This window comes from Paraburkholderia sp. BR14374 (assembly GCF_040948685.1).
Classification (GTDB): domain Bacteria; phylum Pseudomonadota; class Gammaproteobacteria; order Burkholderiales; family Burkholderiaceae; genus Paraburkholderia; species Paraburkholderia youngii.
Map to the genome: position 1 here is coordinate 108,771 of NZ_JBFPKF010000020.1, position 16,307 is coordinate 125,077.

The window sequence follows — 16,307 nt, forward strand, 5'->3', positions numbered from 1 at the left end:
CTGGTAGATTCTCGGAGCCGGCCTGCTGGCCGGTCCGTCCTCTGGTTCCCAACTATATCGTCCCTTGCCCGCCACTTCTACGCGACTGAGCCTCGATCCGCGCGCCCGTCTCGGACGGCGGGCCGGCCGGCGCTTTCTGATCGAGTGGCTCAGCGTCGGCTGCCTCGGCCTCGCGGTGATCCTGCTGACTTCGTTCGGGCGCGTCGGCGCGGGCATCGATCTGCTGGTGTACGACCAGTTCCTGAAGTTGCGCGCGCAGCCGCTGCTGTCGGACATCGTCGTCGTCGAGATCGACAATGCGACCATCGACGCGCTCGGCCGCTGGCCGTGGCCACGCAGCGTGCATGCGCGGCTGCTTGAGCAGCTCGCCGCGGCCAAACCTGCCGCGGTGATCTACGACGTGCTGTTCACCGAGCCCAACCTCGACGACGCCCGGCTCGCCCACGCCATCGCGCTGAGCCCGACCTATCTGCCCGTGCTGCTGACACCGCCCGATGCTAGCGGCGAGCGCACTGTCGATGAACCCGTCACGCCGCTCGCGCAGGCAGCCGCCGGGCTCGGTCACATCAATTTCGAAGTGGACAGCGACGGCATCGTGCGCAGCGTCGCGCGCTTCCAGGGCGACGAGCACTCGCGCTGGCCGCAACTGACGGTGCTCGCCGCCGACGCGGTCGAACACGGCAAGCTGCATCTGCGCAACGGGCTGCCGCCGCGTCGCTCGAACGAGCCCGCGCGCGGCAGCGACGACGGCCGCGAAGACCGCTTCCTGATTCCGTTCGGCCCAAACGCTGCGAACTACGCGAGGTTCAGTTTCGCCGACGTACTCGCCGGCAAGGTGCCGGCCGATCAGTTGCGCGGGCGCATCGTCGTGATCGGCGTGACGGCGTCGGGTCTGTACGACCGCTTCGCGACGCCTGTGTCGGGCGAGCTCGGTCCGCTGCCAGGCGTCTACATCCACGCGAACGTGCTCGACACGCTGCTGACCGGCCGCGAGATCCAGCCGGTCGCGCTGTGGATCGTGTTCGCGGCGGCACTCGCGCCGCTCGCCGCGTTGCTCGGCGGCTTCCTCGTGCTGTCGCCGCGCCGCTCGCTGATGCTGACCGGCGCGCTGGTGCTGCTCGCCGTGGCCGGCAGCGCGCTGCTGCTGTACGGCGGCAGGCTGTGGATGTCGCCGGTGCCGGCGATCCTCGGCGTCGCGATCGTCTACCCGATCTGGAACTGGCGACGCCTCGAAATGACGATGGCGTATCTGCGCGGCGAGCTGCAACGTCTCGCCGACGAGCCGCATCTGTTGCCAGAAACGCCGAGGCGCCGCCGCGAGTTCGGCGGCGACGTGCTCGCGCAGCACATGGCGCTGATGGCTGAGGCCGCGCAACGGGTGCAGGACATGAAGCGCTTCGTGTGGGACAGCCTCGACAGCATGCCGGAGCCGATTCTCGTCAGCGATGTGGGCGGCGTCGTGCTGATCGCGAATCACGCGGCGAAAGCGCATTTCGCGCGGCTCGGTGCGCCGATGCCCGAGGGCCAGCCGATGCATAAGGTGCTCGGCGGGCTCACGCTCGTGAAGACGATCGATACCGGCGCGGCCTCGGACAACCAGCGCAACGTGCACGCACACGCGCACTGGCCGGCGCCGCTCGATCCGACGCGCGGCGAGTTCGCGGCGCTGATGGCGCAGGGTGTCGAGGTGCGCGACACGAACGAGCGCGATCATCTGCTGCGCTATGCGACCTGCACCAACGCGCAGGGCGAGACGACCGGCTGGATCGCCGGTCTGGTCGACGTATCGGCGCTGCATGCGGCCGAGCGTCAGCGCGAGGACGCGCTGCGGCTGCTGTCGCACGATATGCGCTCGCCGCAGGCGTCGATCATTGCGCTAGTCGAGATCGAGCGCGCGCGGACCGAGCCGGCGCTCGCGCGCGGCGTGCTCGAGCGCATCGAACGCTACGCGCAACGCGCGCTCACGCTCGCCGACGACTTCGTGCAACTGGCGCGCGCCGAATCGCAGGCCTATGTGCTCGAGCCGCTGAGCCTGACCGAACTCGTCATCGATGCGAGCGACGAGGTCTGGCCGCAGGCGCACGCGAAGCGCATTACGCTGCATACGGAAACCGGCGACGACAGCAACGACGATCCCTGGATTTGCGCCGACCGCTCACTGATGACACGCGCGCTCGTCAATATTCTGAACAACGCGGTCAAGTACAGTCCGCCCGACACGCGCATCGTGTGCAGCTTCGTGAGCCAGCCGGCGGCGAGGCGCGAGGGCAGCGGGGCGGCACGCGTGGCGTGCACGATTCGCGATCAGGGCTATGGCATCCCGAAGGAGCAGCAGGCGGGGCTATTCGAGCGCTTTCGCCGTTTTCACGAGGCAGAGCGGCCGGACGTGGGCGGCGCGGGACTCGGCATGGCGTTCATCAAAACCGTCGTTACGCGCCACGGGGGCAGCGTCGAAGTCGTCAGCGCGCCCGGCGAGGGGACGGCCTTTACGATCTGGCTGCCCGCGCTCGACGACGCGCCGCTCGATGAAACGAGCGCACCGCGCGCCTGATGCCTCCTGATGGATTCGATGGACTAGAGAGAAGACAGAAAATGGCGAAGATCGCTCACCTCTGTGCCGCGCTGGCCGCGGCGAGCCTCACCGCTTGCGCGGGCCTCGGCGCCGACGTGCACACCGTCTCCGCCAACGGCGCCGATCGCGCCGTCGTGCTGCAAGGCGAGCAGACCTATTCGCTCGCGCGCACACAGTCACAGGACGTCAGCGCCGACCATCCGCAAGTCGAAAAGCTGCTGCGCGACGAGTTGGCGAAACACGGCTTCGTCGATACGGCGGGCAAGCCCGCGCATTATCTGCTGTCGATCGCGTATAGCACGCGGCCGGCGTCGATCGGCATTGGCGGTGGGGATTGTGCGCCCGCCGATTGCGGCGCGGGCAGCGACGGTCCGGGCGCGCTGCTGTTCGGGCGCAAGTATCTGCACGCGCTGACGCTGCGGTTTTTCGACTATGCGAGCGGCACCGAGCGGTACAAGGTCAGCGCGGTGTATAGCGATCGCGACGCGGACCCGCTGCATGCGCTGCCGCTGCTCGTGAAAACCGCGCTTGCGAAGCTGCCGTACGACGCGCCGGCCGACTGGCGTGTGAAGCTCAGTATCGACAAGGCGAGCGGTGCGCCGAACGTCGAGTCGATGGAGCCGCTGCAGCGCTAAACAACGCAGCTTCGAGTCGCCGGAGCCGTGCGTGTCGGTTATTCCGGCACCGGTTCGCCGCGTGGCCAGCGGTTTTCGAACACACAATCGGCTAGCGGCAGACGGCTCGCCCAGCGCTCCGTTTCGAGCATCGGCTCGCTATAGAACGCATCGACGTGGCCGAGACACAGAATCGCGACCGGCCGCGCGCCTTCCGGCATCGCCAGTAGCCGGTGCACCGCGTCGACATCGAACAGCGACACCCACCCAAGCCCGAGTCCTTCCGCGCGCGCGGCGAGCCACATGTTCTGGATCGCGCACGCGACCGACGCGAGGTCCATCTCCGGCAGCGTGCGACGGCCGAACACGTGCCGCTCGCGCCCGTCCATCAACGCGATCACCAGCAGCTCCGCGCAGTCGCGCATGCCTTCGACCTTCAGCTTCATGAACTCGTCGCGGCGCTTGCCGAGCGCGTCGGCGGTAGCGAGCCGTTCGCGCTCGACGATGTCGCGCAAGCCCGTGCGCAGCGCCGCATCGGTGATGCGCACGATGCGCCACGGCTGCATGTAGCCGACGCTCGGCGCGTGATGCGCCGCGTCGAGCAGACGCCTTAGCACGCCCGGATCGACCGGATCGGGTACGAAGTGGCGCATGTCGCGGCGTTCGTAAATCGCGCGATAGACCGCCTCGCGCTCGGAGTCGTCAAAAGGCTTCGCCATGAAAGAGGGCGGCCGTGAAAGCCGGGTTGGAGGGCCAGTAAGCGTGCATATAGGTTGCCACAATCGGGCCCACGCGGAACACCGCTTCGCCGGGGGTCTCGCTGTGCGCGCGGGTGGCGAAGCGCTGCGGTTCGAGCGGTGTCGCGAGCTTCGAGTAATGGAACGTGTGGCCGGTCAGCGTGCCGTGCAGGCCGTCGATCTGCTGCATGCCGAGCGACGTGAAGCGCGTTTGCATCGTCGCGTGACCGGGCAGCAGGCCGAGCATCCGCGTGCTCGTGCCTTGCGCGTCGGTCAGGGTGTCGAGCAGGTAGAGCATGCCGCCGCATTCGGCGACCACCGGTTTGTCCGCCACGACGTGTGCGCGGATCGATGCCGCGCTGCTCATGTTGCCCGCGAGGGTCGCCATATGCAGTTCGGGATAGCCGCCCGGCAGGTAGAGCGCGTGCGCGTCGGCGGGCAACGCTTCGTCGGCAAGCGGCGAGAAATAGCTGAGCCGCGCGCCGAGCGCTTCGAGCAGCGCGAGGTTGGCGGGGTAGATGAACGAGAACGCGGCGTCGCGCGCGATCGCGATGTGCGTGCCTTCGAGCAGACGCGGCAGCACCTCGGGCGACGGTGCGCCGAAATCGACCGGCGGCGGCAGTTCGGCGAGCGCGGTCGACGCGAGCGTATCCGCCGCGTGTTCGAGGCGCGCTTCGAGATCGTCGATTTCATCGGCTTGATGCAGGCCGAGGTGCCGGTCGGGCAGCGTGATCTCGTCGCTCGCGGCGATGTGGCCGCACCAGCGCAGTTCGGGCGGCAGCGCTTCCTGCAGCATTTGCGCGTGCCGGGCCGAGCCGACGCGATTCGCGAGCACGCCATGAAACGGCAGTTGCGGTCTGAAGCGCGCAAGGCCGAACGCGAGCGCGCCGAAGGTCTGCGCCATCGCCTGCGCGGAAATCACCGCAAGCACCGGCACGCCGAACGTGGTCGCCAGATCGGCGCTGCTCGGCGTGCCGTCGAACAGGCCCATCACGCCTTCGATCAGGATCAGATCGGCTTCTTGTGCCGCCTGCGCGAGCAGGTTGCGGCACGCGCTTTCGCCGACCATCCATAGATCGAGCGACAGCACCGGCGCGCCGCTCGCGCGCGCGAGGATCATCGGGTCGAGAAAATCCGGCCCGGTCTTGAACACGCGCACGCGACGTCCGAGCCGCCGGTGATAGCGCGCGAGACCCGCGGTGATCGTGGTCTTGCCTTGTCCCGAGGCGGGCGCGCTGATGAACAGCGCGGGGCACGCTGCGGAGCGAGTCCCCTTGGGGGGCGCCCCGAAGGAAGTCCCGTTGGGGGGGGCGGACATCGCTCAGAACTCCACGCCGCGCTGCGCCTTCACACCCTGCTCGCGATACGGATGCTTGATCGCGCGCATTTCGGTGACGAGGTCGGCGGCTTCGATCAGCGCGTCGGGCGCATGGCGCCCGGTCACGACGACGTGCAGCATCGGCGCGCGCGCATTGATAACGGCGAGCACTTCGTCGAGCGGCAGGTACTCGTACTTCAGCACGGTGTTCAGCTCGTCGAGGATCACCATCTGATAGTCGCCGCTTTCGATCATCCGCCGCGCTTCGTTCCAGCCCTTGCGCGCGGTTGCCATGTCGGCTTCGCGGTTCTGCGTGTTCCACGTATAGCCGTCGCCCATCGTGATGAAATCGCATTGCGCGATCGCGCCGAGGAAATCGCGCTCCGACGTATGCAGCGCGCCCTTGATGAACTGCACGACGCCCAGCCGCATGCCGTGGCCGAGCACCCGCACGGCCATGCCGAACGCGGCCGTGCTCTTGCCCTTGCCGGTGCCGGTGTTGACGATCAGCAGGCCTTTTTCGACGGTCGCGCTGGCCTGTTTCTTTTCGTGGCCTTCGCGGCGGCGCTCGGTCATGCGTTGATGCGATTCGGGATCGGTTTTCATCGGAGGTCCTGGTCTTGAGGGGCGGGATGGAAGGGCGCTACATCGCCGGGTGCGCTGTCGCTCGCAGCCGCAATCGCAACGGTAATGCCGGCGTGCGTGGTTTTGCGTACGATCAGACGTGCGTTTTGCGCGATTGTCGCGCAGACCGACGCTGCTGCCGCCAGTAGCGCACACGGTTCGCACACACCGTCGACACCAAGATGCGCGCGCGCGGCCGCCGACGGCGACGCGACCGGTGCGGCGGCGATCTGCTCGCGGCTGAACAGTTGCAGCGGTAGTTGATGGCGCGAACAGAATTCGAGCAGACCTGCTTCGTTGGCTTTGGCGTCGATCGTCGCAATGGTGCGGATCTGCTCGAAGGCATTCGCACCGAGTGCTGCGCGCACGGCGGCTTCGATGTCAGCCGCATCGCTGTGCAAGCGGCAACCTATGCCGACGCTCAGCGTTTTAATCGCGCTCGCAGCTTGTTCGTGATCGACTCGGCCGTCGCGTTTGGCCGCATCACGCGCAAGCGCGAACGAGGCCACGCCGCCGATCACCACGATCGCCGGCGAGCCGAGTCCCGCGCGCACGACCGCCTCGGCAAACTCGCGCAGCGGCGCGAGCACGTGACGCTGCTCCGGCCGCGTCGCCGATTCGATCGCCGCGCAGGGCGTATCGGCGGACATGCCGGCCGCGAGCAACGCGCCGACGATTTCGCCGAGCCGCCGCATGCCCATATAGATCACGAGCGTCATGCGCGTGGCGGCGAGCGCGGTCCAGTCCGGTTCGCCGCTGCCGGCGCCGTGGCCAGTGACGAACACGACGCCCTGCGCGTAATCGCGATGCGTGACCGCGATGCCGAGCGTCGCGGGCGCGGCGATGCCGGCCGTAATGCCGTTGATCACGTCCACGTCGATACCCGCCGCCCGCAGCGCCTGCAATTCTTCGCCGCCGCGGCCGAACACGAACGGATCACCGCCCTTGAGCCGCGCCACGCTGCGTCCCGCGCGCAGATGCATGAGCATTTGCGCGACGATGTCCGCTTGCGGCGTCGACGGATGCCCGCCGCGCTTGCCGACGTACACGACTTGCGCGTTGGCGCTTGCAAACTGCAGTACGTCGGGATTGACCAGATCGTCGACCAGCACGACATCGGCCTGGGCGAGCGCACGAGTGGCCTTCAGGGTCATCAGTTCGACGTCGCCGGGACCGGCGCCGATCAGCCAGGCGCGCGTCATCGCGGCGTGCATGGCGCATGCCATGCGGAGATGGGGGGAGAGAAGCGGCGTGCGACGGTGCACACGGCGGTGAATATAGATGTCATGCGGTACAGCGAATCCGGGCGCGGCCACTCGTGCGGTTCGCGGCGGATTCTTCAGAGAGAACGCCACGACACACGCGATGCCGCGCTGCTACGCCTTCACATCCGTTCCCCGCGGATTCCGGCGGCCGGCGGCGCAACCTGATGCACGGATGCATGCGGCGCCGCCTCCGCGTCTGGCCGGTATCCGGGCTGGCGGCCTCACGCGCTTCGCCTTCCCGTCCCGGTTTGCGGATTCGCGGGGACAGTGGCATCAAAAAACGCATGCGCGGCACAGCGGAATCGAAGGCGAATCGAATCGCGCGCCGCAGGTCGCTTACCGTTGCGGGGACAGCACAGGTTAAACGCGCGACGCGCTGCCTGTTTCCCGTTTAACTGCACATGCGAGCGCATGTGCGGGCACCAAACGCGCGCATACGATAGCATATGACGCCTTGCCAGATAAGCCTCGGCGGCGCTTTCCGGCGCCCTGCGTTCCTTGACTGCGCATGCCCGGGGGCCTACACTCGCACGCACTTTGGGTGCTCGCGTGCGCGTTCGTGCGCATGCAGTTAAACGGGAAACAGGGAGCCATCTGCGCTAGAGCGGCTAACCTGTGCTGTCCCCGCAACGGTAAGCGAAAAGCGGTTCCGGCTTGATAGCCGGGCGCCGCGGTGCCGGCTTCGATGTCCTCGCGCAAGGTCGCGTCGACATATCACCACTGGACGAGAAACCACTCGTCCGGGAAGGGGAAGCGGCGCTTTCGCCAGCCCGGATACCGGCCCGAAGAAGCAGAACGACCGCCGCGGGGATGCGGCGGCGCGTTCATGACCTCAGTTCCGCTTTCTGTATTTCCGTTGTCGCGGCAATGCCGTCGTTCGTCCCCGTGTCTGGTGATCGCTGGTACTGTTGCGCGTGCTTCATTCGCTCCATTCGCCAGCCGATGCCGACCGATGCGCGGAACTTGCGGCAGACCGATGCAACGCAAAGGGATGGACCTCACGATGCAAACTCAATTGCGCAAGATTCCCGTCACGATCGTTACCGGCTTTCTCGGCAGTGGCAAAACTACGTTGCTGCGGCACATCCTTCAGCATGCGGGCGGCAAGCGCATCGCGGTGATCGTCAACGAGTTCGGCGAACTCGGCATCGACGGCGAAATCCTCAAGGGCTGCGGCATCGGTTGCGATGAAAACGGCGTCGAGACCGAAGGGCAATTGTATGAACTCGCGAACGGTTGTCTGTGCTGCACCGTGCAGGAGGAGTTCTTCCCGGTGATGGAAAAGCTCGCGGAGCGGCGCGACGAACTCGATCACGTGCTGATCGAAACCTCGGGGCTCGCGTTGCCGAAGCCGCTCGTGCAGGCGTTCAACTGGCCGCAGATCCGCAACGGCTTCACGGTCGACGCGGTGGTGACGGTGGTGGATGGCCCGGCCGCCGCAAGCGGCCAGTTCGCCGATAACCCGGTCGCCGTCGATGCGCAGCGCAAGGCCGATCCGAATCTCGATCACGAGTCGCCGCTGCACGAGCTGTTCGAAGACCAGTTGTCGGCCGCCGATCTGGTGATTCTGAACAAGACCGATCTGATCGACGACGCGCGGCAGCACGAAGTGGAAGCCGCGATCCGCGCGGAGATTCCGCCGCAGGTGAAGATCGTGCGCGCGCAGCGGGGACAGCTCGATCTGCATACGCTGCTGGGGCTCGAAGCGGCGTCGGAACAGACGATCCATCTGCGTCACGACCACCACGGTTCCGCCGACGACCCCGATCATCACCACGACGAATTCGATTCGGTCGTCGTGCAGGCATCGGTGCCGTCGCGCGACGCGGCGCTCGCCGCGTTGCAGACGCTGGTCGAAAACTACACGATTTACCGTGTCAAAGGCTTTGCGGCACTGCCGGGCGCGGCGATGCGCCTCGTGATCCAGGGCGTGGGCCGGCGCTTCGACAGCTACTTCGACCGGCGCTGGCAGGCGGGCGAAAACGGCGACGACGCCCTGAGCCGCTTCGTGCTGATCGGCGAAGACCTCGATCAACCCGCGCTGCAACAGGCGTTCGACGCGGCGCTCGGCGCGACGTCGAACGCGACGGCATAACGGGCGCACCAGCATGCATTTGCTGCGCACGACGCCGGGCGGTTTCGTCGACGATACGCAGGGCGTGATCCGCATCGATCAGCAGCCCGCCGAGATCGTCGTGCTCAGTTCCGCCGACACCACGCTGTCGCTGCTCGCGAGCGTGGTGCCGCGTCTCGGCGACGGCTTTCCCAGTGTGCGGCTCGCGAACGTCACGTATCTGCGTCAGCCGGCCTCGGTCGATTTCTATCTCGACGACGTGTTGCAGCATGCGCGCGTGGTCGTCGTCGATCATCTCGGCGGCGAAGCGTATTGGCCGTACGGCATCGAGCAGGTCGTCGCGCTCGCGCAGCGCAAACAGCAAACGCTCGCGATGTTTTCCGGCGATCTGCAGGAGGACCCGAACCTGCTCGCGCGCAGTACCGCAAGCGCCGAGTTGTGTCAGCAGTTGTGGCGCTATCTGCGCGAGGGCGGTCCGCAGAACGCCGAGGCGTTTTTGCGCTGCATCGCGTACCGCGCGCTCGGTTGGGGGCGCGAGCCCGAGCCGCCGCGCGCGTTGCCGGCCGCGTCGCTGTATCACCCCGAGCGCGATACGCCTACCGTTGCCGACTGGCAGGCGCGTTGGCGGCAGGACGCGCCGGTTGTCGCGATCCTGTTCTACAAGGCGCATCTGCAGGCCGCCAATACCGCGGTGTTCGATGCGCTGATCGATGCGCTCGAAGCGCAAGGGCTCAATCCGCTGCCGCTCGCGATCGCGTCGTTGAAGGATGCGATGAGCCGCGATGTCGTGCAGTCGCTGTGCGCGCAACATGGCGTCGCGCTGGTGCTGAACACGACCGCGTTCGCCGCGTCCGCGATCGACGACCCCGAGCCGCTCGCACTCGCCGGCGACGCGCCGGTGTTGCAGGTGATCCTGAGCGGCGGCAATCGCGAGGATTGGCTGAAAGACAACCACGGCCTCAATTCGCGCGATATCGCGATGCACGTCGCGTTGCCCGAAGTGGACGGGCGCATCATCACGCGCGCGATCAGCTTCAAGGGGCTCGCGTATCGCTGTGCGCATACGCAGGTCGACGTGGTTCGTTATCAGCCCGACCTCGAACGGGTGCGCTTTCTCGCCGAGCTGAGCCGGCGCTGGTGCCGTCTGCGTTCGCTCGATAACGCCGACAAGAAAGTCGCGTTGATTCTCGCGAACTATCCGATGAGCGAAGGGCGCATCGGCAATGGCGTGGGGCTCGATACGCCGGCATCGGTGGTCGGCATTCTGTCGATGCTGCGCGATGAAGGCTATCGTGTCGGCGAATTGCCAGACAGCGGCGGCGCGTTGTTGAACAGGCTGACCGAGGGCGTGACCAACGATCCGGTCGTCCGCGATCTGCGTCCGGCCTTGCAAAGCCTCGCACTCGACGACTATCGCGCGCATTTCGACGCGTTGCCGGCGAGCGTGCGCAACGCGTTGAACGCGCGCTGGGGCAAGCCCGACCAGGACCCGACGCTGCGGCGCGGCCGCTTCATGATCGCGGGCTGGCGCTGCGGGCAGGTGTTCGTCGGCATTCAGCCTTCGCGTTCGCACGAGCAAGGCGACTACGCGAGCTATCACGATGCCGAGCTCGTACCGCCGCATGCGTACCTCGCGTTCTACTTCTGGCTGCGCCACCAGTTCGGCATCGACGCGGTCGTGCACGTCGGCAAGCACGGCAACCTGGAGTGGCTGCCGGGCAAAAGCGTCGCGCTGAGCGATGCGTGCTGGCCCGATCTGATTCTCGGTCCGATGCCGCATCTGTATCCGTTCATCGTCAACGATCCGGGCGAGGGCAGCCAGGCGAAGCGGCGCGCGCAGGCGGTGATCATCGATCATCTGATGCCGCCGCTGACGCGCGCTGAAAGCTATGGGCCGCTGCAAGACCTCGAGCGGCAGGTCGACGAATACTACGAAGCATTGATGGTCGATTCGCGTCGCGCAAAACTCTTGCGTCGCACGATTCTGACGACGATCGTCGAGCATCGGCTGCACGAAGAGCTGAGTCTCGCGGCGCCGAACGGACAGGACGATGAAGACGCGCTGCTCACGCGCGTCGATGCGTGGCTGTGCGAGCTGAAGGAAGCGCAGATTCGCGATGGCCTGCATACGTTCGGGCAGTCGCCGCGCGGCGTGCAGCGACGCGATACGCTGCTCGCGCTCGGGCGCTTTCCGATCGGCGATGGACAGGGCGGCAAGGCTGGGCTCGTCGACGCGCTGGCGCGCGATCTGCGCATCGATCATCTGTTCGATCCGTTGAGCGTGGATTGGGCCGCCGCATGGGACGGCCCGCGTCCCGAAGTTTTGCAGCGGGTCAGCGACGCACCGTGGCGACATTGCGGCGATACCCGCGAGCGCCTGGAGTTGCTTGCGGGCGAGCTGTTGCGCGGCGTCTGTGGTGTCGATTGCGATGACGCGGATCGTTCGCGGGCCGTTCCCGCAGGCGACGAGAGTCTGCCGCAAGCGGCACAGGTGATCGCGCGCCTGCGCGGCGACGTGCTGCCGCGCCTCGACGCCTGCGGTCCGCAGGAAATGACGCAGCTCAAGCGCGGCCTCGAAGGACGTTTCGTGCCGCCAGGTCCGAGCGGCTCGCCTTCGCGCGGTCGGCCCGACGTATTGCCCACCGGCCGCAACTTCTATTCGGTCGACACGCGCGCGGTGCCGACCCAAGCCGCGTGGGCACTCGGCCTGAAATCGGCGCAGCAACTGATCGAGCGGCATCTGCAGGAGCATGGCGATTATCCGCGCGCGATCGGCCTGTCGGTCTGGGGCACCGCGACGATGCGCACCGGCGGCGACGATATCGCCCAGGCGCTCGCGCTGCTCGGCGTGCGGCCGAAGTGGGCGCCGGGCAGTCATCGCGTGACGGACTTCGAGATCATGCCGATCGAAGCGTTCGACCGGCCGCGTATCGATGTCACCTTGCGCGTATCCGGTTTCTTTCGCGATGCGTTCGCGAACGTGATGCATCTGTTCGATGCGGCCGTGCAGGCGGTTGCCGAACTCGACGAGCCCGCGGAGCTGAATCCGATTCGCGCGCGCGTGCAGCGCGAACGCGATGCGTTGATTGCCGGCGGCATGGACCCGGTCGATGCGCGCAAGCGCGCCGGCTGGCGCGTGTTCAGCGCGCGACCCGGCGCGTACGGCGCGGGTCTGCAGCAGATGATCGACTCGCGCGAGTGGCAGACCGACGCCGATCTGGCCAACGCGTATCAGGCGTGGGGCGGATATGCGTATGCGCAGAAGAGCGCGGGCGAGGAAGCGCATCAAGCGTTTGGCGCGCGCCTCGCAGCGCTGGATGTGGTGCTGCAGAACCAGGACAACCGCGAGCACGACGTGCTCGATTCGAACGACTACTACCAGTTTCAGGGTGGCATGGTCGCGGCGGTACGGCATCTGGCCGGTCAGCAGCCGAGTGTCTATCACGCCGATCACAGCAATCCTGCCGCGCCGCGCGTGCGCACGTTGCAGGAGGAGATCTCGCGCGTGATCCGCTCGCGCGTGGTCAATCCGAAATGGCTCGATGGCGTGAAGCGCCACGGCTACAAGGGCGCGGCCGAGATCGCCGCGACCGTGGACTATCTGTATGGCTACGACGCGACCGCGCGCGTGATCGCCGATCATCAATACGCGCTCGTCGCCGATGCTTATCTGAACGACGCCGACACCCGCGCGTTCATGCAACGGCACAACCCGCATGCGCTGCATTCGATCTGCGAGCGTTTGCTCGAAGCGATGCAGCGAGGGTTGTGGCAGCAGCCGGGCGACTATCGCGCGCAGGTGGAAGCGCATCTGCTTGCGAGCGAACAGCAGATCGAAGGAAGACAGACATGAATGGAGCGATGCGAGGAACGGACGACCTGGGTGGCGCCGGCTCCTCATCGGGCACCGCGTCGCGGCCGGTTTTTCCGTTTGCGGCGCTGATTGGCCAGACTTCGTTGCAGCAGGCGCTGGTGCTCGCCGCGATCGATCCGGGCTTGGGCGGCGTACTGATCAGCGGACCGCGCGGCACCGCGAAGTCGACTGCCGCGCGCGCTCTTGCCGAGCTGCTGCCGGAAGGGCAGCTCGTGAATCTGCCGCTTGGCGCGAGCGAGGATCGTCTGATCGGCACGCTCGATATCGAATCCGTGCTGCGCGACGGCTCGGTACGCTTCTCGCCGGGGCTGCTCGCGAAGGCGCATCGCGGCGTGCTGTACGTCGATGAAGTCAATCTGCTGCCCGATGCGCTCGTCGATGCGTTGCTCGATGCGGCGGCGAGCGGCGTGAATACCGTCGAACGCGATGGCGTGTCGCACAGTCATGACGCGAGCTTCGTGCTGATCGGCACGATGAATCCCGAAGAGGGCGAGTTGCGGCCCCAACTGATCGACCGCTTCGGTCTGATGGTGGAGTTGCAGAACGCGTTCGAGCCGCAGGTGCGGCAGGCGATCGTCAAAGCGCGGTTCGCGTTCGATCTCGATCCCGCGGGGTTTCGTGCGTCTTATGCGGAGCAGCAGGCTTCATACGTGCAGCGAATTCGTTCGGCGCGCGCGGCGCTGCCGCTGCTGGCGTTCGATGACGCCGTCCATGCGCGCGTGAGCGCGCTATGCATCGACGCGGCCGTCGACGGCCTGCGCGCCGACCTCGTGATGCTGCGCGCGGCGCGCGCGCTGGCCGCGTTCGAACAGACGGATGCGGTGACGGTCGGACATGTGGAGCGCGTCGCCGATGCGGTGCTGCTTCATCGGCGACGTCAACATGATTCGCAACATGGGAATCAGCGTCAGCCGGAAAGCGAGGCGCGGTCACAGGGCGTCGCCGGGCGGGCGTCCGGCGATACGGCGATATCTTCCGCTGACTCCGACTGGGGTTACCTGCCGCCCGAGCCGACCGCGACTGTGCCCGTCAAAGGCGTCATTCCGCTCGACGCAAAAAAACGCTGAGCCATCGGAAGGGCGCCGCCGCTGGCTCGCGCAGCGGTTTTCGATGGCCGCAAGGTGCGGGGGCGGATGCGCGCGACACGTCGCGCGGCGAACCGGGCCGGCGCATTGCCTGGCCACCGACGCTCGCCGCGATGCGCGAGCGCACGCTGCGTCGCGAACATCTGCGTTTCGCACGCGAAGCGCCGCGCGGCGGTGTGCTGCATTGCTTCGTGCTCGATTGCTCCGGGTCGATGCTGGCCGGCCAACGCCTCGCGCTCGCGAAGGGGCTACTGACTGCCTTGTTCGACCGTGCGAGTGCGATGCGCACCGAGGCTGCGCTGATCTGCTTCGGCGGTGCGGGCGCGGACATACGCTTCGGCCCCGCCGTGCCGCGCTGGTGGAACGAGCGATGGCTCGCGCCCGTGGGCGGAGGCGGCGGCTCGCCGCTCGCGTCGGGCGTGCGTAGCGCCGCGCATTTGCTCGGGCGCTGCGCGCGGCGACGGCCGGCCCAGCAGCGCTGGCTCTGGATTCTGACCGACGGCCGCACGCGCGACGAACCCGCGCGGCCGGCCGACGCCGACGAAGTCGTGTTCGTCGATTTCGAGCGTGGTGCGATACGGCTCGGCCGTTGCGAAGTGCTCGCCAATGCGTGGGGAGCGCGGCGGTTGACGCCGGAACAGTTGATCGGCTGATCGATGTGTGCGCAGCGAGCTCGGACTACTGCTGTGTCCGCACGCGCGTTGCTCGTCAGCCATAGCGCTTATTTCAGCCCGTTGGACCAGTGCTGCACATCCTCCTGACGATCGAACACGAACACCTTCATTGCCATCTGTTGAACGGAATCGAGTTGATCCAGTTCGAGCCCATGCATGGACGGCTCGCCAGGCGTCTTGCCCTTCTGAACGTTGCGGATCACTGCCGTCGTCTCGATATGCGAATCGTACTCGGCCGACTTCAGCCGGAACGCTATGCGCAGCCGCTCGCCGACCTCGCCCAGTGTCCATGACGCACACAACGACATGCCGAGCGCGCTGATGCCCTTGGCGAGTCCAAGGCCTTCGTACGTGTCGCCGGCCACACCGATGCCAAACCGCACGGGCAGATGCGCGTGGACGCGGATCGATTTGCGCTCGCGTAGCCGGCGGACCATGCCGGGTCTCGACAGCACGACATAGTCGAACGGCACGCGGCAGACTGCTTCGACCGTGCAGACGAAACGGAACACGGCCTGACTCGCGATCGCGACGAGCTCGACGTTCTCGCCGGGCGTGAGCGGCAGCGGTTGGCCCTGCTGCATCGGCGGCGTGACGAACAGCGCATGATTCGGCGCGAAACCGATGATGCGGCATGGGTGCATCGGCGCGCCGCTGCCGAGTTGCGAACGCATGCCGATCAATGCGCCGATCTCGAGGTGCATGTCGTTCAGCGTCAGCTCGCCGGTCTCGTCGGGCTGGGTCGTGGGCGCCGGCGGTTGTTGTGCGCCGAGGTCGTGCAGGTCGCCGCGGTGCGGGTGGAAGTGTTGAAACAGAAAGGCGCGTTCGTCGGTGGTCGCGAGCGTCGTCGCGCTTGCGAACAGCAGCGTACCGTCGGCATCGACGATCGGCCATGGGAGCGGCGTGCCTACCGGCACCGAATCGGGTTCGAGCGCCGGCGATGCAGCGGCGCGCAGGGTTTCCTCGACGTGTGCGTCGACGCGATTGTCCATAGTCGGCAGCGAATTTAAGTGGCGGGATGATCTGATTGACGGCGAGGAAGGGTAAAACTTTAACTTGGGGAGCGGTGGCGGATTCGCGCTGTGCTCGGACTACTTTGTTTTGTCGGTATCTGGACTTCAGTGGATTGAATTGGAGGACTAACTATTTTTGCTTCTTTTTAGGTCTGACGTGAGTTGACTCTTTTGCGGGTGTGGGCAAGAAAACGGAGACGAGAGTCTTTGCTCCCAAAAGAAATTCGCAGAAGGGGCTTGACGGGTTGTCGATCGCTCTCCATAATCCCGCTTCTCTGCTGCAGACGCAGGGACGCAAACGAAGCGGTGCCGGGTGGTGGTAGTTCAGGCGCTGCGGGTTGGGCGGATCGATCTTTAAAAACTAACAGCCGATAAGTGTGGGCGCTTGATGCGGAATGCGGCGGCGGATCCGTATGGATCTGCTGCAAGGCAAAAGTATCAGAAGCCTCACACAGTA

The 16,307-nt window shown here is 66.6% G+C and carries 12 protein-coding genes, 1 pseudogene and 2 riboswitches; of the genes and pseudogenes, 6 read left to right on the plus strand and 7 right to left on the minus strand.

What is annotated here, in order from left to right:
* The first annotated feature begins 64 nt into the window (after positions 1-64).
* Positions 65-2,551 (plus strand): CHASE2 domain-containing protein, encoded by a 2,487-nt coding sequence (locus AB3X86_RS31695; protein WP_368599003.1) that lies wholly within the window; start codon positions 65-67, stop codon positions 2,549-2,551.
* Between the two features lie 41 nt (positions 2,552-2,592).
* The gene (locus tag AB3X86_RS31700; RefSeq protein ID WP_368599004.1) at positions 2,593-3,207 is read left to right on the plus strand and encodes a DUF4136 domain-containing protein; all 615 of its coding nucleotides are present in this window, start codon (positions 2,593-2,595) and stop codon (positions 3,205-3,207) included.
* Between the two features lie 38 nt (positions 3,208-3,245).
* Here AB3X86_RS31700 and bluB read toward each other — a convergent pair whose 3' ends face one another.
* From bluB to cobA, 5 genes and pseudogenes are all read right to left on the minus strand, one after another.
* The gene (gene bluB, locus AB3X86_RS31705; RefSeq protein ID WP_368599005.1) at positions 3,246-3,905 is read right to left on the minus strand and encodes a 5,6-dimethylbenzimidazole synthase; all 660 of its coding nucleotides are present in this window, start codon (positions 3,903-3,905) and stop codon (positions 3,246-3,248) included.
* Positions 3,889-5,241 (minus strand): cobyrinate a,c-diamide synthase, encoded by a 1,353-nt coding sequence (locus AB3X86_RS31710; RefSeq protein ID WP_368599006.1) that lies wholly within the window; start codon positions 5,239-5,241, stop codon positions 3,889-3,891. The genes bluB and AB3X86_RS31710 overlap by 17 nt, the downstream gene beginning before the upstream one ends.
* Before the next feature lie 3 nt (positions 5,242-5,244).
* A complete protein-coding gene (cobO, locus tag AB3X86_RS31715; RefSeq protein WP_368599007.1) occupies positions 5,245-5,847 on the minus strand; it encodes a cob(I)yrinic acid a,c-diamide adenosyltransferase in 603 nt (200 codons plus the stop codon).
* Complete coding sequence (locus AB3X86_RS31720) at positions 5,844-6,299, minus strand: cobalamin biosynthesis protein (protein ID WP_368599021.1); 456 nt, start codon at positions 6,297-6,299, stop codon at positions 5,844-5,846. Before AB3X86_RS31720 ends, cobO begins: the two co-directional genes overlap by 4 nt.
* Before the next feature lie 42 nt (positions 6,300-6,341).
* Positions 6,342-7,067, minus strand: a pseudogene (cobA, locus tag AB3X86_RS31725) (uroporphyrinogen-III C-methyltransferase); the annotation flags it as partial.
* Positions 7,068-7,310: 243 nt separating this feature from the next.
* Positions 7,311-7,572, minus strand: a riboswitch (cobalamin riboswitch).
* Between the two features lie 80 nt (positions 7,573-7,652).
* Positions 7,653-7,931: riboswitch (cobalamin riboswitch) on the plus strand.
* A 202-nt stretch (positions 7,932-8,133) separates the two neighbouring features.
* On the opposite strand from cobA, the gene cobW reads away from it, so the two are divergent.
* From cobW to AB3X86_RS31745, 4 genes are all read left to right on the plus strand, one after another.
* Positions 8,134-9,225: a cobalamin biosynthesis protein CobW gene (gene cobW / locus AB3X86_RS31730; protein WP_368599008.1), complete on the plus strand. Its 1,092-nt coding sequence runs from the start codon at positions 8,134-8,136 to the stop codon at positions 9,223-9,225.
* Positions 9,226-9,238: 13 nt separating this feature from the next.
* Positions 9,239-13,057, plus strand: a complete 3,819-nt coding sequence (gene cobN, locus AB3X86_RS31735) for a cobaltochelatase subunit CobN (RefSeq protein ID WP_368599009.1) — start codon at positions 9,239-9,241, stop codon at positions 13,055-13,057.
* Positions 13,054-14,145: an ATP-binding protein gene (locus tag AB3X86_RS31740; RefSeq protein WP_368599010.1), complete on the plus strand. Its 1,092-nt coding sequence runs from the start codon at positions 13,054-13,056 to the stop codon at positions 14,143-14,145. Before cobN ends, AB3X86_RS31740 begins: the two co-directional genes overlap by 4 nt.
* A 131-nt stretch (positions 14,146-14,276) precedes the next feature.
* On the plus strand, positions 14,277-14,816 hold the full coding sequence (locus AB3X86_RS31745; RefSeq protein ID WP_368599011.1) for a magnesium chelatase: 540 nt from the start codon (positions 14,277-14,279) through the stop codon (positions 14,814-14,816).
* Positions 14,817-14,884: 68 nt separating this feature from the next.
* Here AB3X86_RS31745 and AB3X86_RS31750 read toward each other — a convergent pair whose 3' ends face one another.
* Together AB3X86_RS31750 and AB3X86_RS31755 are read right to left on the minus strand one after the other, a co-directional pair.
* Positions 14,885-15,829 (minus strand): flagellar brake protein, encoded by a 945-nt coding sequence (locus AB3X86_RS31750; RefSeq protein ID WP_368599012.1) that lies wholly within the window; start codon positions 15,827-15,829, stop codon positions 14,885-14,887.
* Positions 15,830-15,996: 167 nt separating this feature from the next.
* The coding region (locus AB3X86_RS31755) for a hypothetical protein (protein ID WP_368599013.1) at positions 15,997-16,307 on the minus strand (311 nt) is incomplete at its 5' end.

Bases quoted from the DNA above. Each gene is read 5' to 3' on its own strand.
- AB3X86_RS31700 (WP_368599004.1), top strand. From the start codon at position 2,593: ATGGCGAAGATCGCTCACCTCTGTGCCGCGCTGGCCGCGGCGAGCCTC.
- bluB (WP_368599005.1), bottom strand. From the start codon at position 3,905: ATGGCGAAGCCTTTTGACGACTCCGAGCGCGAGGCGGTCTATCGCGCG.
- AB3X86_RS31710 (WP_368599006.1), bottom strand. From the start codon at position 5,241: ATGTCCGCCCCCCCCAACGGGACTTCCTTCGGGGCGCCCCCCAAGGGG.
- cobO (WP_368599007.1), bottom strand. From the start codon at position 5,847: ATGAAAACCGATCCCGAATCGCATCAACGCATGACCGAGCGCCGCCGC.
- cobW (WP_368599008.1), top strand. From the start codon at position 8,134: ATGCAAACTCAATTGCGCAAGATTCCCGTCACGATCGTTACCGGCTTT.
- cobN (WP_368599009.1), top strand. From the start codon at position 9,239: ATGCATTTGCTGCGCACGACGCCGGGCGGTTTCGTCGACGATACGCAG.
- AB3X86_RS31740 (WP_368599010.1), top strand. From the start codon at position 13,054: ATGAATGGAGCGATGCGAGGAACGGACGACCTGGGTGGCGCCGGCTCC.
- AB3X86_RS31745 (WP_368599011.1), top strand. From the start codon at position 14,277: ATGCGCGAGCGCACGCTGCGTCGCGAACATCTGCGTTTCGCACGCGAA.
- AB3X86_RS31750 (WP_368599012.1), bottom strand. From the start codon at position 15,829: ATGGACAATCGCGTCGACGCACACGTCGAGGAAACCCTGCGCGCCGCT.